This window comes from Bacillota bacterium, assembly GCA_024655925.1.
GTDB lineage: Bacteria > Bacillota > DTU025 > DTU025 > JANLFS01 > JANLFS01.
On record JANLFS010000002.1, the window covers coordinates 37,580 to 53,716 of the forward strand.

Sequence of the window (16,137 nt, forward strand, 5' to 3'; positions counted from 1 at the left end):
GGGGACTTCTCGATCATCTGATCTAGAAGTCCCCACCAGGCATCGCGAACCGTCTCCACATTGCGGTTGGCATAGGTCGTCAGGAACTCCCGGGCAAGCGCCGGGTCCTTCTTGTGTAGTTCGAGCGCCGCAGCCTCGACCGCAGGCTGAGTCCGGACAGCATGCCCCTCGTACTTGTCCTGCCACTTGGCGATGTCCTTGACCATGTAGGACCACTTCAGGTCCGCGTAGGTGCTGACCGCGGAGATCGCCCACCAGTAGGAGTCGCGGGTGAACACCTGATGCGACCCGGCCTTGTCGTTCATTATGGGTGAGATCTCAGTCATGCTGGCGTAAAACGGCACAAAGCAAGTGGTATCCGCGTTGGCCGCTCCGTACCACACGACCCCTCCTATGTCGTCCGGCAAATCCGCGCGGGACTGGGTGACGATGACATATTCCGACTGCACCTGGGCAATCATCCGCTGCCAGGAGTAGGTCTTGCCGTCGACCTTGAAGCTCAGGCCGCGGTAGCGCCTGGGGTTGTTCCACGGACCAGCGGTGATGGAGTCGCCGGTGTAGTACTCGGTGCCCTCGTAGTGGTCGCGGTGGATTGCGAAGATGTCCTCGAGACTCAGCTTCTTGTCGACCGGAACAGAGAAAGGCAGGTTTCTCTCATCGAGCGTATCAGCGAGGGAAGGCGCCGCGAGCGAGAGGACTCTCCAGACGCGGCGTGCGCACGTCGCGAAGCTGGTTGCGTTGCAGAAGTGCTTCCTCCAGCTGAACGGCTCGCCTTTGGATGGGTCGTACCAACCCTGCTCTATCGCGTACTCTACGATTCCCGGCGAGAACATGAAGTTCTCATGGTCATTGAAGTCTATCTGGTCGATAACAGCATTGTTAGCTGACGCGGCCACATGGCCGTCAGGGACGCGCTGAGCGACCCAGAAGGCGCCTGGCTCGTCGGAGCCTTGCTCCCAGAGAGGCCCAGGGCCGACTATCTCGAAGACCCAGCATTCGTTGGGGTCGGCTACAGAGAGCTCCTCTCCGCTGTCCTTGTACCCGTACTTCTCGGCGAGCTCGCCCATGACCTTGATGGCCTCACGGGCGGTCGCTCCCCGTTCGAGGGCAAGCATCGACAGGTTGGTGATGTCGAAGTAGCCGTTGGGGTTCCTGGACTCCCGGCGTCCACTGATGGTAGTCTCGCCGATGGCCACCTGCTTCTCATTGATGATCCCGAAGATCGACTTTATGTAACCATAGGTGTGGGGAACCTGGGGGATCTGCTTACCCGTGGGTTGTCCGGCGATTTCGTGCACCTGGAACCCGCCAGTGTGCTGCGGCAGGTTGAGGACGTCGACCATGGTTCCCGGCTCCCAGTCCGCCGCCGGCACCTTCACCAGCTCGAAGGCACATGAGCCACAGTCCGCCGCGTGGGTGACTGACGCAAACCCGTCCACGGATGCGCCGGGCGTCACCACGACCGACGTGCACGCCATGGCTGTCCAGGACATGAGCGTGAGAGCCAGCGCTACTGCGATTGCGATGACCGACCCTTTCCTGGTCACTTGGTATGTACCCCCTTTGTATTCATTGTTGTGTTTATCGTGCGGTCAAGCGGGTGGGCCCGTCCCCCCATGGGCCTCGTCCGCATGCCTTCCCGGTAAACTTCAAGGGCTCTACTCGTACATGACCTTCCCAGGCCCGGCGGCGCTCGGGTCACGCAGATAGTAACCTACGCCGTTCTCCATGATCTCCGCGTACCCGGGGCAGTTCATGACTATCTCGTAATCCGGGTTGAATGCCGACCACTCCTCGAAGATCGACATGGTCGTGGTCAGATGCCTACCTACCCGAAGCTTCAGCGGCTTGCCCGTCTCGTCGTAGTCCACGAACAGCAAGCCCTTCTCACCCAGCTTGAGCAGGAACTCGTCCACCCCGTCGATCAGAAGCGACTCCGTCTTAGGCCCAGTCGGCTGGTCCAGGAAAGGCTCCGGCGCCTCGAGCAAGAACGGGTACGCATCTGAGTGGTCCCCGACCTCCCTGTGCGTCAGGCCGTGGTAGCCAGGAGGCGAAGGCTCGGTGTGGATATCGAACTCCATCGCGCTCAGGTTGATCGCCACCATCGATGCTATGGTCAGGCTCTTTGACGGGGCCACGATGCAGTTGGTCACAGGGTACAGAAGCTCCGCCTCATGCATGTCGATGACTATGTTGATGTTCTCCCGGCGCACAAGCTCCATCGCAGCATAGGTCGTCTTCTCTGTCAGAAGCCCGTCCGGCCGGCCCGGCCAACACCGGTTTATGTTCCTGACCTCCACGTAGGATAGGCTCTGCCCGCTCGGGTAGTGAATGAACACATCCGGGTCAGGCCACTGGTCGAGCGGGTGAGTCACCCTGTCCCCCACCCGGAACTTCCTCGCGCCGAACTCGGTGGGGATGTGGTAATAAAGCGGATACCCGCCGCCCGGCTGGGTCCCTGTGGACCCGCTCCGGTTGATGTGCGGGATGATGAAGACCTTGCCCGCCTCAACCACCGCGTTCTCCACAGCCACTATGGCCGCGAGAGTGCCTGCAACCTCGCCGGGGTGGCTCCCCCCGAGGATCAGGACGTTTCCGCCCTCCCTCTCCCCTTCGAGGATGTACACGAGGGAATCGTTGGCGGTCCCACGAAGCCCGTCGAACCAATCAGACAGCCGGGCCACTTTAGTGACCCCGGGCCCTAAAACCACCGGCTCTTTGTACCTGCGGTGAGCAACGAGCGGCGCCCCGCCTCCCACCAAAACCACAACCGCAAGGCAGGCGATTATGACCTTGCCCAGCACGTCTCTTTGCATTTCCTCACCCTCCTCATCGCGTCACTTGATTCGGAACACCCGGAGGATCAGGGGCGTCATGACTATCACGTACATGGCGGCCTCCTTGAGGTCCCTGGTCTTCGCGAAGTTCCAACCTGCCAGTATAGCTAGGTAGGCAGTGAGCACGTAGTAGAAGACCGTAACCGGCGACATGTTTTAGACCACCTCCGCGTAAGGCCCGGGTGAGGGCCTATCTTACCAGGAACGTGAGGGATTTGCTCGCGACGACCATGAAGGTCCCGACCGCGGTCGTCAGTACCCAAGGCACCCAGCACGTCTTCAGAAAGCTCACGTAGGAGCCTTTGTAACCCACGGTCTGCAACGTCAGCCTCCCGATGATCGCAGTGGGAGGAAGCGCGTCCCCAAGGAACCAAAGAAGGCTCAGGCCCGCAAGCGCCACCGTCGGGTGCACCCCAAGCGAGTTTAGGGTCCATATGAGCGGTATCCCGATCACCGCCGCGCCTCCGAACCCGAGCAGGCCTTCGGAGACCGGGATCGTTATCGGAAGCAGGATGTATATCACTGTGATAGGCATCGCTATGACTGCGTAAGAAAGAAGCCCGCGCACTCCCGTGACCGTCATCAGCTGGATCAGTATCCCCACCACTGTCACTGTCGTAAGAAGCGGGAGCAGTTGCTCCACGGTTCTCCTGGAGACCTCAAGGAAGTTGACCTTCTTCGGGCTCACAAGCAGGGCGACTAAAGCCCCCACACTGAAAACCAGCGGAAGCCCGAGCACAGGCATGGAATACGGCCAGACCCGGGCCGCCAGGATCAGGGCGAAGACCACTGCGAACGGAAGAAACACCCTAAAAGCGTTCATCTCCCGCGGCGCCGGGGGAATGTCTATCGGACCGTCGTGGGTGGACTCGGAACGCTTGAGCCCATAGAAGAACACCGTGAACAGGCCCAGGATCAGCACAGGCACGCCAAGCGGCAGCTCGAATCCCACATACGGAATGGCCGTGCCTGCGCACGTAAGCATCGCCCACACGCTCACAGGCGGCGCCACAGCAGACAGGCCTGCGAGTATGAACACCATCGCCGCGATGCGCTGCCTGGACACGCCGAGGTGGCTTAAGGCCACGGAGACCGCGCTTCCCACCACAAGCACCGAAACGCTGCCTGCTCCCGTGAGTGCGCCCGGGATCAGCATGAGCAGCATGAGGAGGATCAACGCTACGGGGCGGTTGTTCCCGAACCGGTTCAAGATGGAGCGGACCGCGTAGTTGAGCCCGCCTGACTCCTTGATGATGTTCATGAACACAGTCGCCGTGACGAAGATCAGGACCAGATCGATGTAGGCTATAGACCCTTCGGCGATGTGCCGGAGCGGCAGGAAGTTCCCGGACGCCACGGCGCCTGCGAGCGCAGCCACGAACATCGACAACTCCACCGTCAGTTTGAGTGGGCCTTTGGCTATAGCGTACGCTGCAACCATTACTGCGAGCACTAGCGAGACAGTAACAAACATGCCCATTCTCCTTTCGCAGGGCTAGGGGACCCGCCCCGAGAAGGCAGCCAAGCCGAGGCCAGGCGCCAGACCGCACCCTGGCGGGCGGCGCCCAGCCCACATGCTGCTTGGACCCCTACTTTGTGAGGCCGAACATCGTCTGGAATATCGCAGCGATATCGGTGGTCTTGCTCACGACTGACACTGGGATGTTTTTGGCCTTTCCGATGTCGGTGAACTTGTCGTCGTGGTTGCTTGAGGTGGTGACTATGAGGTAGTTGCAGAAAGGCGCAACCGCGTCGATCACTACCTCATTATCAGACCCGGGCTTGCCGCGCAGGGCCTTCCCTTCCACGTGCATGCCGACCATGAAGACCTTGTTGTCCTGGCAGTACTTGATGATCTCCCGAAGCCTGTTCACCTCGTCGTTCAGAGACAGGCCGGATGCGCCCATGCCTTTCAGGCTTGCGCCGATGACGAAGATGACGGTCTTGTATGGTGTGCCGTCAGGCACCCCGGCCTTGCGGCCCACGTGGACGCCGGGGCCTTCGACGATGCCGGCAAGGCCCGAGCCGGAAGCGATGTGCTTGGCCGTGGGAACGTCGGACCAGTCATACGGAAGCTTGACCCTGTCGGCCAGGGCGTTCGCAACGAATATGCCCGCGCTTTGCCCGGCGCTTATGATGACCACTGGAAGCTGAGCCGAAGGCACTGTATCGGCATGCCCCACAGCCGGCGCCCCCAGGACCAGGCCTATCACGGCCATCAGCACAAGCAACGCTAGGATGGATCCTTTGGCACGAGTGGTAGTCATGTGGCTATACCCCCTGTAATGATGGTGGGCGACCCGGGATGACCGGGCCGCTCGTGCTTGAAGTGAGTCTGTCCCTCAGGGGGTCTCTTCTGCGCGAACCCCCGAGACTCCTCCCGATGAATGTAAGGACGCCAAACACCTGTCATCGCCAACAGGTGTTGTCAGCCGTCTGGCCAGGTTGCCGCCGTGGCAGGCCTCAGCAGACTCGACACCCGTAGTAGGTGATGTCCCTCACGTGGACCTCCGCCGGAACCCATCTTGGGTTCGGCCCAGGTCCAGCCGGCCTGTAAGTTGTACGCTGGACCCAGTTCCCGTAACGGTTGGACTCATAGATTGCGAAGTACTCACCCTTGTCATCGAAACCAGACTCGCGCACCAGGTGGCCGCGGTCCGGATCGTATTCGAACTTCGCCCGCCGGCTCACCACTCCACCGGGCCCGTAAGTCACTTTCTCGGTGATTCTTCCCCGGTCATCATAGGCAGTGCGTGTCTCAGAAATGAGCGAGCCTTCCGAGTCGTAGACTGCCCTCGCGATCTCGTCTCCGAAATCGTCATACATGTACACGGTACACCCGAGTGCCGACCCGTCCGAGCCTGTCTGCTCGCCCCGGACTCTGTAGCCTTCCTCGTCGTAGAAAAGCGCATTACAGGCTTTCGGGGAGTTGTCGGGGTTGTAGTACATGATCCTGGTGGGGCGCGCCTGTCCTTCGAACACATAAATGGACTTGAGCGCGACCTCTCCCTTGGAGCCGTAGGTGAACTCCTGGATCCGGTTGCCTTCCTCGTCGTACATGACCATGGACTCCCTCACGCGGGCTTCCCCTGAGACCCTGTAGAGAGTGACAGTCCAGACCGCCTCAGCAAACCCGTCGACGTCACGGTCCACCCGGGGAGCGGCAACGACGGAGGCAGTGATGAGAAGCCAGACCGACCAGAAGGCGATGACAGAAGCACCGATAGATCTTCTCACGAAACGTTCACGACCTTGTCCGGTTGCATACTCCGGGCCGGCGAGCCCGTGCAGGTTGATGGAGCTATACTTCGTTGGTCTCACAATCCCTCCTCTAGCAAGAGGCACATGCCATGCCAAATATCGGAAGAATCTCCGTGAACCGGTCTTTGCAGCTTATCCCCGGCCCGAAATGCAAGCCCGAAGACACCTGGGGGGATTCGCCTGGGCAGCGCGGTTCAGTGCCATCCGGCATGAGTGACTTCCGTCCTGCGTGCACTCGGAGCTATCAAGCATACCGTGTACCAGACCACTTCGGGAGTGATTGATTATGTCCATGTTCATGGATGAATTCTATGCAACCCAGGTCCCGTACTGCCCGGGCGGAACCATCTACGTGATCCAGCCCGGCGACACCTTCTGGGCACTCGCCCGTAGGTTCGGGACAACCGTAGAGGCACTGATAGCTGCCAACCCCGGGGTTGACCCAAACAGGCTCATGGTGGGCCAGCGCATCTGCATTCCCGTGGCACCGCCGCCGCCGGTCGTGTGTCCTGGATTCATCTACGTGATCCAGCCTGGCGACACCTTCTGGGCACTCGCCCGTAGGTTCGGGACAACCGTGGAGGCACTCATGGCGGCGAACCCTGGAGTCGACCCCGCTCGGCTCGTAGTCGGCCAGCGCATCTGCATCCCCGTGACGCCTCCGGTCTGCCCCGGGTTCATCTACGTGGTGCAACCCGGAGACACCCTGTGGCTGCTGGCACAGAGGTTCGGGACCACCGTCGAAGCCATCCTCGCGGTGAACCCGGGCATCGATCCTGCAAGGCTCGTGGTGGGCCAGCGGATATGCATCCCTGTTGCCCCGCCTGTCCCACCGGTCGTGCCTCGCACCTGTGTGCTGCTGCTGGCTCCTCGGGTGCCGGCGATCGTGCCAGCCGCGGGTGGAGCTGTCTGGGTGCGGCAGGATGCCGCTGGAGTGACCCAGGTACTCGTAGCGGCAATCAACCTCCCGCCGGAGCGGACTCTCGAGCCCGACCCATACCGGGCGGTGTTCACGTGGCCTGGAGGGACAACAACGGTCCCGATGGTAGGTGTTCCAGGAATGCCCGGTGTGTTCGTGGGCACAGCGTCCTTCACCGCGCCCACGACTCTGCTGACAGCGGGAACCGTGGATGTCTTCCCAGGCCCCGTGCTCGGGGGGTTCCTCAGAGACTGCAGGTAGTCAGTGCCACAGAACCAGGCAGGCTGCGCAGCCTGCCTGGTTCTGCTCTTGCAGGGTACTTACTGAAAGATGTCGAATTGCGCGTTGAGGTCAGAAGGGTACATTTAGGTGTGGGGGGTGTCCCGGTGGGTTCCAGCGACAAGCTCATCGACGAGCAGACTACGATGCTCTTCCATGCCGTGCTCTCCCTCCGTACGGTCGACGAGTGCTACCGGTTCTTCGAGGACCTGTGTACCGTGGCTGAAATCTCATCCCTGGCTCAGAGATTTAAGGTTGCGCGAATGCTGGACCAGGGCTTGACCTACTCTGAGATCTCGCGGCTGACCGGGGCGAGCTCCGCGACCATCAGCCGCGTCAAGAGATTCCTCCATTACGGCGCAGACGGTTATCGAATAGTCTTGGATCGCATGCGCCACCAGGGAGAATCCCCTTCCAGAACCATGCCGCCGGATACCAGCGAGCCCGGGTCTTGACACAATCGCCACTCGGCGCTAATATCCCCTATAGTCAACAGTTTCTCCTTTAGAATATTAAAGTGATGAAGTAAGAGAGGCACTCAACGTGGACTACCTTGCAGAAGGAACCTGTTACCTATTTGCGCCCGAATCCACCAGGAGGAGAGAGTTGGAGGCCGGTCTCGCCCGCATTCTGCAGACAGCAGGATTCCAGGAGGTTGTCCTCCCCACGGTTCAAGCCTACGATCCGGACTCACCGAAACCTTTGCGCCGCACTGTGGATTCAGCGTACAAGCTGATAGACAGCCGCGGCCGGGTCATGGTTCTCCGCCCTGACATGACAGAGACTGTGGCGAGCATCGCTAGCCGTGAGCTCTCGCGCCTGCCTCGCCCACTCCGCCTGTTCTATTCTGGCAGTGTCTTCCGACCTCCAAGACCGGGCCTTCCCGACCCCATGGAGTCTTACCAGATGGGGGCGGAGGTAGTTGGCGGGGCTGGATGCCTCGAGGACGCCAAAATCCTGTCAGTGGTCGCAAGATGCCTGGAAGACGCGGGGGTCCCTGGGTTCCAAGTCCGACTCGGTCACGTCGGAGTAATCGACGCCGTAATGGACTTCGCAGGAATGCCTCCCCCGCTCCGTGCAAGGTTTCGCGAGGCGCTAGTGGCCAAGGACCTCGTAAGGGTTTCCGGCTTGCTCGAGGCAGCTCCAATGCCCGGGGCGTGCCGGGACTTCCTTGAGCGGATACTCTCCTTCCCCGACGGACAGGAGGTTCTCGATGCGGCAACCTCTCTCGCATCCTACGATCCATCGGGCACCATCCAACGGACCCTCGAGGAGTTCGAGGAGATCCTGGCCGGGGCACGTGTCAATGGTGTGGACGACTGCATTCAGATAGATTTGGGCCTTCTGCGCCACCTGGACTACTACACGGGCATGGTATTCGAGGTGTATGCCCCAGGAACGGGCGGTCCCATAGCAGGAGGCGGCAGGTACGACGGCCTCCTCAGGATATTGGGGAGCCAGGAGGGGGCAGCCGGGTTCGCACTAAACATCGACCGGATACTGATGACCGCTTGCGGGTGGGGGAGTTGATATCTGATGAACACATTGGTGACCATCGCCGTCCCCGGAGGCCGGATGCTTGCGGAGGCGCTAGCCGCTCTTTCGGCGGCAGGTTACCCATGCGACATGGACGACGGCACCAGGAAGCTGATGTTCGAGTCAGGACGCGCCCGGTTCATTGTAGCCAGGCCCGGTGATGTGCCGGTATACGTAACCCATGGCGCGGCGGACCTGGGCATAGTGGGAAAGGACGTCCTGATCGAGGACAGGCCGGATGTGTATGAACTGCTGGACTTGAGGTTCGGAGCAGGTCGCTTTGTCGTAGCCGCCCCTGCCGACCGGGCCCGGGAAGCGGAGGCGACTCTCGCGAGCCCAGAGGTATCGGGCCGTGTCCGCGTCGCGACCAAGTTTCCTCGGGTCACTGAGGCTTTCTTCACGGAGAGGGGTATCAGAGCACAGGTGATCGCGCTGCGCGGCGCGACTGAACTCGCTCCCCAGGCGGGCCTCGCCGATATGGTGGTGGACATCGTTTCTACAGGCCGCACACTTTCCGACAATAACCTGGTCGTGGTGGCTGAGGTCGGACGGACTACCGCCAGGCTCATTGCGAACCGTGCGAGTTTCGGTCTCCGCTCCCCTGTCATAAAGGACCTGGTGGAGGCCTTGAGGAGAGGTATCGCATCTTGATCCCCAGGCTATCCGAGATGGAACTGCTCACCCGCAAGTCCAGAAACCTCGAAGTTGAGCTCTCCACCGCACGGAGGATCATAGACGAAGTGCGGACCGAAGGAGACGCCGCTCTCATCCGGTTCTCCCTGGAGTTTGACGGAGTCACGCTCGAAGACGGGCAGCTTGAGGTCTCTTCGGCGGAACTCGCCAGTGCACGACTCGCTGCGGACCCGGGGTTCATCGACGCCATCGAACATGCTGCGGCAAACGTGCGTGAGTTTCACAGGCGTCAGCTCCCTACACCCTGGTCCTGCCCTTCCCCAGATGGGGGCCGGGTAGGCCGGATGATGTCCCCCGTCCAGACGGTGGGGATCTACGTCCCCGGCGGCACTGCAGCATATCCTTCGTCGGTGGTCATGACTGCTGTCCCGGCAAAGGTTGCTGGAGTACCCAGGATCGTGATGTGCACACCTCCTGGGCCGGGGGGCCGGATGAACCCACACACTCTGGCGGCGGCACTCGTGTGTGGAGTGGACAGGGTGTTCAGGATCGGCGGAGCTCAGGCGATTGCGGCTATGGCTTATGGTACCCAGACGGTACCCAGGGCAGACAAACTCGTAGGTCCGGGCAACGCTTTCGTCACCGCCGCCAAGCGGTTGATCTACGGGGACGCAGGTATCGACATGTTGGCTGGACCGAGCGAGGTTCTCATAATCGCAGACGCGGCCGCAGACCCGTCCTTCGTGGCCGCGGATCTTCTGGCCCAGGCGGAGCACGATCCCTTGGCTGCGGCAATGCTCATCACCACTTCTCAGAAACTGGCAGACCGGGTCCAGCAGGAAATCACACGGCAGATCTCGTCCTTGTCGAGGCGGGACACCATCGAAAAGGCTCTGGCCTCACACGGGGCGATCGTGGTGGTTCCGTCCATAGGCCGTGCGCTGGACATCGCGAACAGTATAGCGCCGGAGCATCTCGAAATAATGACAGAAGACCCGCAGGCTCTGGCCCAGAGAGTTGTGAATGCAGGCACAGTTTTCCTCGGTCCGATGAGCCCGGAGCCGATAGGCGACTACATTGCTGGACCCAACCACGTCCTGCCCACCATGGGATCGGCGCGATACATCGGAGGGCTGGGGACTGCCGACTACGTTAAGCCCATCAACTTCGTTGAGTTCGACGGGGCAGCCTTGGTGCGCACGGCCAAGCATGCGCTTGCCATTGCGGGGGCTGAGGGCCTGACCGCCCACGCGAACTCTATTGAGGTGCGCCTCCGCAGTATCCAGGAACCGCGACACCGGCGAGTGATCAAGCTCGACGCCAACGAGAGCCCTTACGATCTCCCTCCCATAGTCAAGCGCGAGATCCTGAATGGCCTGGCAGACCTCGCGTTCAACCGGTACCCGTCCGAGGACGCCGGCGAACTCCGCCGGAGCATCGCCTCTTCGCTTGGGGTGCGGGAGGAGATGATTGTGGCGGGCGTCGGGTCCGATGAACTCATCCAGATGATCATACTCGCACGTCGTGAGGTAACCCGGACCTTGGTAACCGTTTTCCCCACGTTCACGATGTACGCCCGCATTGCTCAGGTAGTGGGAGTGCCAGTGTGCGAGATTCCCCTGCTCCCCGATTTCAGCATGGATGTGGCGGCACTGGAGCGTGAGGTCGTGCGCGGGGATAGCCTGGTATTCCTGTGCAATCCTAACAACCCCACAGGCACCCGACATACGGAGGAGATACGTACTCTGCTCCAGCAGGCACGGGGCATGGTGGTTGTGGACGAGGCGTACTACGATTTCCTTGGCGAAACCATCTTGCCAGCTGCCCCCGAGAACGTCATCGTTCTTCGAACGCTGTCAAAGGCGTTCTCCCTCGCCGGACTCAGGGTTGGCTACGGCGTCATGGCCCCCGAAGTGGCCCGCGATGTCGAGCGAGCTAGGCTCCCGTACAACTGCAGTTCCGCCTCCATCATCGCCGCCCGGAAGGTGCTGGAACACGCCACGCTGGTTAGAGAGGCGGTGGAGCCCATCCTTCGGGAACGCGACCGGCTTGCCTATGGTCTGTCCGCGCTCGGGGCACAGGTCGTGCCTTCCCACACCAACTTCGTTCTGTTCAGGCCGAATAGGCCCGCCCAGGAGGTCTATGGACTCCTGGCGGAAGAGGGGATCGCTGTCCGCCGGTTCGACAGGCTCCCGGACTACCTCAGGGTAACCGCCGGTCTTCCCGAGGAGACGGACGCATTCCTCGATGCCATGGCCAGGGTGTGCGCAGGTGAATGATGATCCCGGAGGTGATTCCGAATGGATAGACGTGATCTGGCTGAGGCCGCTTTCGCCAAGCCCCCGCATGCGCGCTCGGGAGGCGCGGAGGCGCGCGCGGCGCGCGGCGCACGGGTTGACCGGGAAACATCCGAGACCAGGGTAGGAGTGGATCTGGACCTGGAAGGAACAGGCAATGGAGTGATCTCCACCGGGTGCGGGTTCTTAGATCACATGCTCGTCCTAGCCCGGTCTCACGGCATGTTCGATCTCTCTGTCTCGGCGTCAGGCGATACTAATGTGGATTTCCATCATCTAGCGGAGGATGTCGGGATCTGCCTCGGCACCGCTGTGGATCGGGCACTTGGTGACCGGAGGGGTATCGCTCGGTACGCCCATGTATCGATCCCCATGGATGAAGCCCTGGCGGTCGTGAGCCTGGACGCAAGTGGCCGGGGGTTTCTCGTCTACAACGTCCCGGGTCTTCGCGAGCGAGTGGGAGAGATGGATACCGAGGTGATCGAGGAATTCTTCGCGGCTTTCGCCCGGTCTGCGCGAGTCACTCTTCATGTAAACCTGGCTTACGGCCACAACACCCATCACATTCTGGAGGCGGTTTTCAAGGCTTTCGGCCGGGCGGTGTCCCAGGCCGCATCTGTGGACCCGAGGCAGACCGGGGTCCCGTCCACCAAAGGGGTGCTCTAGTTGATTGCCATCATCGATTACGGGGCGGGCAATCTGAGAAGTGTTCAGCAGGCGCTCGTGAAGCTTGGACACTATTCTGAGATCATCGGCGACCCCGGTCTCCTGAGGTATGCAGACGCCCTGATCCTCCCGGGTGTGGGCGCGTTCGGGTCTGCGATGGAGTCTCTGGGCCGTGCGACGCTCATCGATGAGGTGGTGACGTTCGCGGAATCTGGCCGACCTGTGCTGGGAATCTGCCTCGGAATGCACTTGCTTTTCTGCTCGAGCCAGGAATCTCCGGGGGTGCCAGGGTTCTCTCTCATCCCCGGGCGCGTTGTGAAGTTCGCACTCGGCGGCTCCGAGGGCGCGGACCGGAGACACAAGGTACCGCACATGGGCTGGAACCAAGTGTTCTTCAGAGGTGAGGTGAGTTCGGCCCACGGCGCCACGGTGGTCGAACGCCTGTGGCGGGGGATCCCTCCGGGATCCTGGTTCTACTTCGCCCACTCGTACTACGCAGAACCAGATGACTCCACTGTCCTGGCGGGCGAGACACATTACGGTGTGAAGTTTGCGTCCGCGGTGGCCAGCAGGAACCTCGTCGGGGTTCAGTTCCACCCCGAGAAGAGCGGAGACGCCGGACTGACTCTTCTCGACAATTTCGCCCGGATGTGGAGATGAGGTGCAAGGGAATGGAGCAGAGATCACAACAACGTCTCTTCGCAGCTGAACCTGCCCGTTGCGGAGTCGAAGTGGTACCCGCCATCGACATCCGGGGTGGCAAGTGCGTCAGGCTGTTCCAGGGGGACTACGGTAAGGAGACAGTGTTCTCCGAGGACCCGGTATCAGTTGCCCTCGAGTTCGTGTCAGCCGGGGCAGACACGCTGCACGTAGTGGACCTGGACGGGGCCCTCGTGGGCCGGCCCGTGAATCTCAACATCGTGCGCGAGATCGCGAAAGCGTCCGACGCCCGGGTTGAGCTCGGTGGAGGGCTCAGATCGCTGGAGGACCTGGAAGCGGCCTTCGAGGCCGGAGCGGCGCGGGCGATCGTCGGCACGTCCGCCGCCCGCGACCTCGAGTTCGCCCGCGCAGTCTGTGAGGAGTTCGGGGACCGGGTCATGGCTGCGATCGACGTGAGGAACGGCCGGGTAGCCGTGCACGGTTGGACTGTGGACACCGCTGTCACCGCCAGGTATTTCGCCCGCGCGCTGGCTCAAGCGGGAATGACACATGCCATCGTCACAGACATCAGGCGGGATGGCGCCATGAAGGGCCCCAACCTCGAACCTGCCCTCGAGGTGGCAGCAGAGGGCGTGAATGTCACTGTATCCGGAGGCATATCCACGCTCATGCATGTCCGGGACGTTGTATCGGCAGCCGCAGAAGAACCGCGCATCTTGGCCATGATCATCGGCCGGTCTCTTTACACCGGCCACCTCACGCTGGCCGAGGCCATCCGCGCAACAGTGGAGGATCACCCATGCTGGCAAAAAGAATAATCGCCTGCCTGGACGTGCAGGATGGAAGGGTCGTCAAAGGGATTCACTTCGAAGGCCTCCGGGACGTCGGATCACCCGTGAAGTTGGCGGACTTGTACAACCGTGAGGGCGTGGACGAGCTTGTGTTCCTCGACATTTCTGCGTCCTGCAGGGGCACGCGTACGATGGTCGAGGTGGCGCGGGACGTGGCGTCACAAGTGTTCATACCTTTCACTGTCGGCGGCGGGATCAGGTCAGTTGAGGACATGAGTGCCCTTCTGCATGCTGGTGCGGACAAGGTCTCCATCAATACCGCCGCAGTCCAGAACCCTTCTCTGATATCGGAAGCGGCGCGCCGGTTCGGGAGCCAATGCGTGGTCGTGGCGATAGATGCGCGCCGGGTGGCCGGCTCCCAAGAACGCTGGGAAGTGCGAACCCACGGAGGGGGCACACCCACGGGCTTGGATGCCAGGGAATGGGCCATGCGCGCAGTCGCCCTTGGGGCGGGCGAGATCTTACTCACCAGCATGGACACTGACGGTGTCCAGGACGGGTACGACATCCCCCTTACGCGTGAGATAGCCCAGGCAGTGGACGTTCCAGTAGTCGCATCGGGCGGCGCCGGGAATCTCGATGACTTCTATGCGGTCCTCACAGCAGGCCGGGCAGACGCGGCACTTGCCGCATCCGTGTTTCATTACGGGACGATGACAGTAAGCCAAGTCAAGCAGTACCTTCGGGACCGAGGCGTTCCGGTGAGGCTCTAGCTTGACCCAGTGGAGCATCGGGGGTGTGATTGTGGACAAGAGTTGCGGCATCATCGACATGATCGGACGACTCAGGTTCTCTCCAGACGGCCTCATACCCGCCGTGGTGCAGGATGTCCGGACCGGGCGCGTCCTGATGGTCGCCTACATGAGTTCCGAGGCCATACGGCGCACGCTGGAGACCGGCCGCGCGTGGTTCTGGAGCCGGAAGCGCCGCAGGCTCTGGCAGAAGGGCGAGAGTTCCGGCCACGTTCAGACTGTGCGTGGTGTCTACGTGGACTGCGATACCGATACACTCCTGCTCGAAGTGGAGCAGACTGGAGTGGCATGCCACGAGGGCCGGTACTCATGCTTCCACAGGAAGATCCTGCAATCCGGAGAGTTCGCAGATGTGCCGGATGGGGAAACCCATCGGTGGGAGACAGCCGCAAGCACGGGATCAGGTGCACAGCAATCCTCTGAAAAGGCGGCTATCCTCGATGAGGTCTACGGAGTCCTACAGAACAGGAAAGAACAACCCTCTCCTGACTCTTACACTTCGCGTCTGATGCAGTCCGGGCTCGACAGAATCCTGAGGAAAGTGGGAGAAGAAGCAGGCGAGTTCATCATTGCCGCTAAGAACGGGCAGGACGATCAGACCGTCGCCGAGCTTGCAGACCTCTGGTTTCACTCCATGGTCGCGCTGGCCGCCCTCGGGATTCCCATCTCTCGGGTCTATGAAGAGCTCCTGGGAAGGCGTGGTCGCCGGTCACCCGATCCGCTCCTGGCGCCCCCGCCGGCAGTTGAAGACGGTTAGAGTCTGAAACCCGAGTGACCTGACGAGCGGGATCGTCACCTCGAAGCCCAATCCTACTTCCTCTGGCTCGTGGGCGTCGGATGAGATGGTGATGGGCACGTTCCGCGCGCGTGCCCTTGAGAGGAGGCGTGTGTCCGGGTATGCCTCTCTGGCGACCCGGCGAAGACCGGCGCTGGACACCTCAAGGCAGGCGCCGGTCCGGGCAAGCGCGTCGGCGATCCGGTCGAACCATTCAAGGAGTTCCGGCTGGAACTCACGGGAAGGGCGGTGGCCGAAGACCTTGATCACGTCAGCGTGCCCCAGCACATCGAACATCCCTGTCAGGACCGCTCGCTCTACTGTGGAGAAATAGGTGCGGTAGGCCTCGTCAACATCTCGCCCGTCCCAGCTCCCGGGCTCGATATCGAATCCCCAGTCTCCGAGCCAATGAACGGAACCTATGACGAAGTCCCAAGGGTACTCCGAGATGAAAGCCTGGATTTGCCCCCTGCGCTCCTCGATGTAATCCATTTCGATGCCCAGCCTGACCGGGTAGCCTTCCTCACGTGCACCCACTACCACACCTATGTAGTCGTCCACGCGGAATCCGTGACCGTGTCGGGTCGTGAACTCCGGATGGTTCAGCAGGTCAGCCGATTCCCGGAAGTTGTGAGAGTGTTCCGTGAAGCCCACTTCCGAAACCCCGCGCG

General features: G+C 61.5%; 17 protein-coding genes. 10 read left to right on the forward strand and 7 right to left on the reverse strand.

Annotated features, from left to right (window positions below):
• From NUW23_00475 to NUW23_00500, 6 genes are all read right to left on the reverse strand, one after another.
• Positions 1-1,547: C69 family dipeptidase (locus NUW23_00475; protein ID MCR4424655.1), on the reverse strand; the 1,547-nt coding region annotated here is incomplete at its 3' end.
• 111 nt (positions 1,548-1,658) lie between these two features.
• Positions 1,659-2,816: a succinylglutamate desuccinylase gene (locus NUW23_00480; protein ID MCR4424656.1), complete on the reverse strand. Its 1,158-nt coding sequence runs from the start codon at positions 2,814-2,816 to the stop codon at positions 1,659-1,661.
• 21 nt (positions 2,817-2,837) lie between these two features.
• Positions 2,838-2,990, reverse strand: a complete 153-nt coding sequence (locus NUW23_00485; protein MCR4424657.1) for a hypothetical protein — start codon at positions 2,988-2,990, stop codon at positions 2,838-2,840.
• 37 nt (positions 2,991-3,027) lie between these two features.
• Complete coding sequence (locus NUW23_00490; GenBank protein MCR4424658.1) at positions 3,028-4,317, reverse strand: C4-dicarboxylate ABC transporter; 1,290 nt, start codon at positions 4,315-4,317, stop codon at positions 3,028-3,030.
• A 109-nt stretch (positions 4,318-4,426) separates the two neighbouring features.
• Positions 4,427-5,104, reverse strand: coding sequence for a DUF6305 family protein (locus NUW23_00495; GenBank protein ID MCR4424659.1), 678 nt, complete (start codon positions 5,102-5,104; stop codon positions 4,427-4,429).
• Positions 5,105-5,300: 196 nt separating this feature from the next.
• Positions 5,301-6,158 carry a hypothetical protein gene (locus NUW23_00500; GenBank protein ID MCR4424660.1) on the reverse strand — a complete coding sequence of 286 codons (858 nt, stop codon included), beginning with the start codon at positions 6,156-6,158 and terminating at the stop codon, positions 5,301-5,303.
• A gap of 226 nt (positions 6,159-6,384) precedes the next feature.
• On the opposite strand from NUW23_00500, the gene NUW23_00505 reads away from it, so the two are divergent.
• From NUW23_00505 to hisIE, 10 genes are all read left to right on the forward strand, one after another.
• Positions 6,385-7,278, forward strand: coding sequence for a LysM domain-containing protein (locus tag NUW23_00505; protein ID MCR4424661.1), 894 nt, complete (start codon positions 6,385-6,387; stop codon positions 7,276-7,278).
• A 125-nt stretch (positions 7,279-7,403) separates the two neighbouring features.
• On the forward strand, positions 7,404-7,751 hold the full coding sequence (locus NUW23_00510; protein MCR4424662.1) for a YerC/YecD family TrpR-related protein: 348 nt from the start codon (positions 7,404-7,406) through the stop codon (positions 7,749-7,751).
• An 88-nt stretch (positions 7,752-7,839) separates the two neighbouring features.
• A complete protein-coding gene (locus NUW23_00515) occupies positions 7,840-8,826 on the forward strand; it encodes an ATP phosphoribosyltransferase regulatory subunit (GenBank protein MCR4424663.1) in 987 nt (328 codons plus the stop codon).
• 6 nt (positions 8,827-8,832) lie between these two features.
• Positions 8,833-9,483: an ATP phosphoribosyltransferase gene (gene hisG / locus NUW23_00520; GenBank protein MCR4424664.1), complete on the forward strand. Its 651-nt coding sequence runs from the start codon at positions 8,833-8,835 to the stop codon at positions 9,481-9,483.
• The gene (gene hisD / locus NUW23_00525) at positions 9,480-11,744 is read left to right on the forward strand and encodes a histidinol dehydrogenase (GenBank protein MCR4424665.1); all 2,265 of its coding nucleotides are present in this window, start codon (positions 9,480-9,482) and stop codon (positions 11,742-11,744) included. The genes hisG and hisD overlap by 4 nt, the downstream gene beginning before the upstream one ends.
• A 21-nt stretch (positions 11,745-11,765) precedes the next feature.
• Positions 11,766-12,428, forward strand: coding sequence for an imidazoleglycerol-phosphate dehydratase HisB (hisB, locus tag NUW23_00530; protein ID MCR4424666.1), 663 nt, complete (start codon positions 11,766-11,768; stop codon positions 12,426-12,428).
• Complete coding sequence (gene hisH, locus NUW23_00535; GenBank protein MCR4424667.1) at positions 12,429-13,088, forward strand: imidazole glycerol phosphate synthase subunit HisH; 660 nt, start codon at positions 12,429-12,431, stop codon at positions 13,086-13,088. It begins immediately after the preceding gene.
• Between the two features lie 11 nt (positions 13,089-13,099).
• Complete coding sequence (locus NUW23_00540; GenBank protein MCR4424668.1) at positions 13,100-13,906, forward strand: HisA/HisF-related TIM barrel protein; 807 nt, start codon at positions 13,100-13,102, stop codon at positions 13,904-13,906.
• Complete coding sequence (gene hisF, locus NUW23_00545; protein MCR4424669.1) at positions 13,888-14,652, forward strand: imidazole glycerol phosphate synthase subunit HisF; 765 nt, start codon at positions 13,888-13,890, stop codon at positions 14,650-14,652. Before NUW23_00540 ends, hisF begins: the two co-directional genes overlap by 19 nt.
• A gap of 1 nt (position 14,653) precedes the next feature.
• On the forward strand, positions 14,654-15,448 hold the full coding sequence (gene hisIE, locus NUW23_00550) for a bifunctional phosphoribosyl-AMP cyclohydrolase/phosphoribosyl-ATP diphosphatase HisIE (protein ID MCR4424670.1): 795 nt from the start codon (positions 14,654-14,656) through the stop codon (positions 15,446-15,448).
• On the opposite strand, the gene NUW23_00555 is transcribed toward hisIE, so the two are convergent.
• Positions 15,401-16,137: histidinol-phosphatase (locus tag NUW23_00555; GenBank protein ID MCR4424671.1), on the reverse strand; the 737-nt coding region annotated here is incomplete at its 5' end. The two genes, hisIE and NUW23_00555, sit on opposite strands and share 48 nt — an antisense overlap.

Coding starts and splice junctions, on each gene's coding strand:
- NUW23_00505 (MCR4424661.1), top strand. CDS start 6,385: ATGTCCATGTTCATGGATGAATTCTATGCAACCCAGGTCCCGTACTGC.
- NUW23_00480 (MCR4424656.1), bottom strand. CDS start 2,816: ATGCAAAGAGACGTGCTGGGCAAGGTCATAATCGCCTGCCTTGCGGTT.
- NUW23_00540 (MCR4424668.1), top strand. CDS start 13,100: ATGGAGCAGAGATCACAACAACGTCTCTTCGCAGCTGAACCTGCCCGT.
- hisG (MCR4424664.1), top strand. CDS start 8,833: ATGAACACATTGGTGACCATCGCCGTCCCCGGAGGCCGGATGCTTGCG.
- NUW23_00490 (MCR4424658.1), bottom strand. CDS start 4,317: ATGGGCATGTTTGTTACTGTCTCGCTAGTGCTCGCAGTAATGGTTGCA.
- hisB (MCR4424666.1), top strand. CDS start 11,766: ATGGATAGACGTGATCTGGCTGAGGCCGCTTTCGCCAAGCCCCCGCAT.
- NUW23_00485 (MCR4424657.1), bottom strand. CDS start 2,990: ATGTCGCCGGTTACGGTCTTCTACTACGTGCTCACTGCCTACCTAGCT.
- hisF (MCR4424669.1), top strand. CDS start 13,888: ATGCTGGCAAAAAGAATAATCGCCTGCCTGGACGTGCAGGATGGAAGG.
- NUW23_00495 (MCR4424659.1), bottom strand. CDS start 5,104: ATGACTACCACTCGTGCCAAAGGATCCATCCTAGCGTTGCTTGTGCTG.